The 4,042-nt window shown below is 66.8% G+C and carries 6 protein-coding genes; all 6 read right to left on the bottom strand.

Annotated elements, in window-relative coordinates; all coding sequences use genetic code 11:
- Positions 1-774, bottom strand: a 774-nt coding sequence (locus AAF481_20265) for a hypothetical protein (protein MEM7483501.1), incomplete at its 3' end; no start/stop codon positions are given.
- A gap of 39 nt (positions 775-813) precedes the next feature.
- Entirely contained in the window at positions 814-1,362 is a 549-nt protein-coding gene (locus tag AAF481_20260) for a hypothetical protein (GenBank protein MEM7483500.1), read from the bottom strand.
- 2 nt (positions 1,363-1,364) lie between these two features.
- A complete protein-coding gene (locus AAF481_20255) occupies positions 1,365-1,850 on the bottom strand; it encodes a DUF6531 domain-containing protein (GenBank protein ID MEM7483499.1) in 486 nt (161 codons plus the stop codon).
- A 9-nt stretch (positions 1,851-1,859) separates the two neighbouring features.
- The gene (locus tag AAF481_20250) at positions 1,860-2,285 is read right to left on the bottom strand and encodes a hypothetical protein (GenBank protein ID MEM7483498.1); all 426 of its coding nucleotides are present in this window, start codon (positions 2,283-2,285) and stop codon (positions 1,860-1,862) included.
- 179 nt (positions 2,286-2,464) lie between these two features.
- Positions 2,465-2,878: a hypothetical protein gene (locus AAF481_20245; GenBank protein ID MEM7483497.1), complete on the bottom strand. Its 414-nt coding sequence runs from the start codon at positions 2,876-2,878 to the stop codon at positions 2,465-2,467.
- Positions 2,875-4,042: RHS repeat-associated core domain-containing protein (locus tag AAF481_20240; GenBank protein ID MEM7483496.1), on the bottom strand; the 1,168-nt coding region annotated here is incomplete at its 5' end. The genes AAF481_20240 and AAF481_20245, both read right to left, overlap by 4 nt.

Here is a 4,042-nt window from a genome sequence, read left to right as displayed (position 1 = left end):
GTGCTCTGTAGTACCCGGTAGCATCTTTCTTATTCGTCGATCAAAGACATCATACTCGTAGCGGACGATTTCGGTGCCGCCCGCGGTAGTGACGCGGGTGAGGCGGTTGCGCTCGTCGTAGTAGAGGCGCTGGTCTCCCCTGGCGGTGAGGTTGCCGTTGGCGTCGTAGGCGAGCGGTTCGCCATCGACGCTCGCAGGACGGTTTCTGCCGGAGGAGTCCGTGGGTGTGGTCACGATGTCGGCAATGCCCTGCTCGACCTCGGTGCGAGCGAGGAGATTCTGGGCCGGGTCGTAGCTGAAGGTGGTCCCCTGTTCGATCGTTGCGACCGTAGCGGTGGTGTTGTTGGGGAAGGCAGCAGCCGGCTCCGGAATCCGAGCCGCGGCGGTGAGGCGCCCCGCTGGGTCGTAGCTGAAGGCCCGGCTCTGGGTCGGATCGTCGAGCCGGGTGCGGGCCGTGGTCAAGCTCCTTGGGCTCCAGCTTTGGTGGTCGCCGAAGACGGTGGCGCCGCCCAAGCCCTGATACACGGACTCCAGCCGCCGCCCGGCGGCGTCGAAGGTGCTGGAGCCGGAGATCGCTCCGGCGGCGAGGCTCTTGGTGGCGATGCGGCTCTGGCCTCGGTAGCCGTAGGTGGCGAGGTTGCCCGTGGCCGAGGCCAGGGCGATGGGTCGGCCGAGGGCGTCGACGGTGGTGGTGACGTTGTGGCCGGAGGGATATCCCAAGAAGGTGCGGGCGCCGCCGTCGTCCCAGCCTTGGGTGACGGTGCGGCCAGCCACCGTCGGCGGTAAGACGCGACAGAGAGTCGTAGGTGCGGCTCACTGACGCCCGAAGTCGTCCCAGGTGATCTGGATGATCGCCTGCTCAGGCAGGCCCGCGGCGCGGGTGATCCGCTCCGGCCGGCCGGAGGCGGCACGCTCGATCTCCGTGACCGTGCCGCGCGGGTCCGTGATGCGGACCGGCCGATGGGTGCGCGAGTGGTACTCGTACTGGGTGCTCTGGGAGGGTGATGAACCGTTGGCGCCGCGGCTGTCCGCCGTCACGATGACGGTGAGGGCGTCGCCCCGGCCCCGGCGGTCGCCGGTTGTGTCGAAGGTCGTGGCGACCACTCGCCCGAGGGGCGAGCGCTCCTCGGTGATCAAGCTCTCGTCGTCGTAGGTGGTGTCCCAGGACGCTCCGGAGGGATCGGTGCGGCGGGTGGCGTGGCCGGCGGCGTCGTGGACGGTGGTCCAGGATTCGCCGCGCCGGTCCGTGACGGTGGCAGTACGGGTGGCGGTGTCGTAGGCAATGGAGAGAGGATCCCCGCCCCAGCTCTGGCCGGTCCTCTCGTCCGAGCGGCCGTCGCTATCGGCATCCGAGTAGGCCAAGGTCAGCCAGTCAACGTCCGCCGGATCGGTGAGCGGTAGCCGCCGTTGGCTTTCAGCTCGAAGGTCTCCACCCGGCCGCGGCCGTCCCGCAGTTCCACATCGCCCGTGGGCAGCGCCCGCAGGCGGACCCGGTAGCCGAGATCCCTACCCGGGCTGAGAGGGCCGGAGCCGACGGAGCGACTGCGGTAGGTGCGGGCGAAGGCGACGTCCAGGCCGCGCCCGGCAACGGCGAGGTCCACCGCATCGCGGGTCATCTCACCGGTTGCCAGGAGCAGGCCGGGAGCAACTTCGCCCGAACCGTAGGACGGGTTGCGGGCCGGCTCTGGATCGACCGAGGGCGAGGTATCCCAGGGGACGGAGGGCAACTCCAGCTCTGTGGCGTCGAGCGCCGCCGACGGATAGATGTCGGCCAGAGCTTGACGCGTCGACTCCGGGAAGCGCACGGCGAGAGTGAATCCTGAGAGGATCTCGACCGCATCCGCAGGCACGCCTTCGGCTTAGCCATCACAACGCGAGCAGATCTCGTGCTCCGCCACCGTGCGGCCGTAGCCGGCAGCGGCACGCAGGTCCGCCACCGCCACGATGGGATCCGAGCGGTAGATCTGGTAGCCGGCGTCCCACGGCTGATCTGACAGGCGGCGGAAGGTGAGCGGGGCGCTCGGCTGGGGCAAATCGGTGAGGTCGCCGGCGCCGTCGATCGGCACGCCGCCGGGGCCGAGGGCGACGAGCTCGAGCGCCGCCGTGAGACCGAGCTTGCCCGGCAGGTGCGCCGTCACCCGGAAGGCGGCCGTATCGGCCTCACCGGCCGCCGGGACGCGGACTGTGAGCTGCCCGAAGTCGAACTCCCAGGAGAGGCCCGGGAACAGCTCACCGCCCGCTCCCTGGGCGAGCAGATCGAAGAACGAAAGCGGCGATCCGCCCACCGGGCGCGACGCTGCCAGACGGGCTAGGGCTATCTAACGTATTGACCTTAAAAAGTTTGACATTTGGGTGGCACCTCCATCGGCTAGCAAGACCCGGCGGGGAGTGTTCCACCTGCGGAACATTGAACTCGACGAGGAGGGGGACTCCTGATCCCGCGACGCCTCCCTCAGCGCAGTGGCTAATCGTGGTGGTGGTAGCCGACGGAGGTCACCTGAGACGTCTCGAGATCAATGTCCATCACGATAGTCGGCTGGCGCTTCTCCCAAAAAACTGGCCCCTGGTAGAACCAGGCATGGTGCCCGTCTATCTCCTCTACTTGGTCAGGCTCCCCCAGGGCAGCCCGGACTTCCTCGGCGGTGGCGTTCCTTTCCGCGAGGCGCTCGGCCGCATCGTAGAATGCGAGTGCCCGCCGAACCCGAAGAAACTCTCCAAGAGAACCCGCTGGCTCCTGCCCTGGAAGGGCAAGCGATGCGACGGCGCGGCGGTACAGCCGGTAGTCAGCAACCCAGTCCCACGCCACCACCCCAGCCGCCCCCAGCAGCACAGCCGCCAGCACGGTAACCGCCACGATGCGGAAAGCACGCCGGCTCAAGGAGGCGGCCCCCCTGGGTGTGTCGCGAGCGCTCGCGCATTCCTCCTCAGCCTCTTGATCTCGCCCTCTGAGAGACCCTCGCCTTGGGCTTCCGGATCATAGGGCGAGGGGTAGTTCATCACGCCCCCGCGTTCCGGCTGCGGGGCACCGAACCGGCAGTCTGGGTTGAAGATATCTACAGGGTCGCACAGCCCGCCAATCGCGTGACCCAGCTCGTGGGCCGTGACGTATTGGTTGGTCAGCGTGCCCCTCCAGTAGCGGTTTACGATCGCAGCTCTACTCCGATCTGTGGGGTAGTCAGGAGACCGCCCACGGCCCCCATCGGTGGAGTTGTCCGAGGTCTCGCGGACGTAGTAGATGGGAAGCCCTTCGTAGCCACCTGTACCGGCGGAGAAGCAAAAAGCTGCCCTCTCCAGCAGAGCCTGAGCACCTTCGGCCGTCAGCGCCTCCTTCGGATCCGGGTCTTCCTTGATCCGCGTCCAGAAGACGTAGACCCCGGCCTGCTCCCCGAAAATCCGATTCGCCGTGTTGAGCTGCAACTCGATCTCAGCCTCGTTCCACGCCGTGGAAGACTTGATCGGCTCGACCTGGATATAGATGGGCCGGTAAAACTGCTTGACCTTGATCGTGCCCCCCTCCGCCTGCAATCCGAGGGGATCGGTCAAGTTGATGGGCTCGTTCAGAGCGAAGGCATACAGGTTGGGGCCATCGAGAAATCCCAGCGGATCACTGCTGATAAACCTCCCGATCTCCGGATCGAAATACCGATTCCTGACGTAAACGAGCCCCGTTTCGGCATCCACCGGGAGCCCCTGGAAGCCGTACGGATTTCTTGTCGTTGTGACAGCGACTTCGCGTGGATCGGGCTCTTCGAAGACGAAGCCCGTACCGCTGACCGTCAACGGATTGATCGTGACGCTGAAGGTTTCCGTCAGCCCGTTGCCGGCAAGATCGAGAGCACCGGTGCCGACGGTGAGAGTGTGGCTAACGGCCGGGAGGGCGTCGGCGGTGGTGAGGGTGTACCCGTCCGGGCTCAGCTCCCAGGTGACGGCGGCGCTGTTGAGCTGGAGAGCGTCGGTGGCCGCTGCGAGATCCGGGGTTTCGGTGAATTGGACTTCCAGCCTGCCGTTTCGCACCAACACATGCCGGATTTCCGGTGCCGTG

Source organism: Acidobacteriota bacterium (assembly GCA_039030395.1).
Classification (GTDB): domain Bacteria; phylum Acidobacteriota; class Thermoanaerobaculia; order Multivoradales; family JBCCEF01; genus JBCCEF01.
Note: the sequence above shows the minus strand (reverse complement) of the source record. Positions and strands in the feature narration are given on the sequence as shown.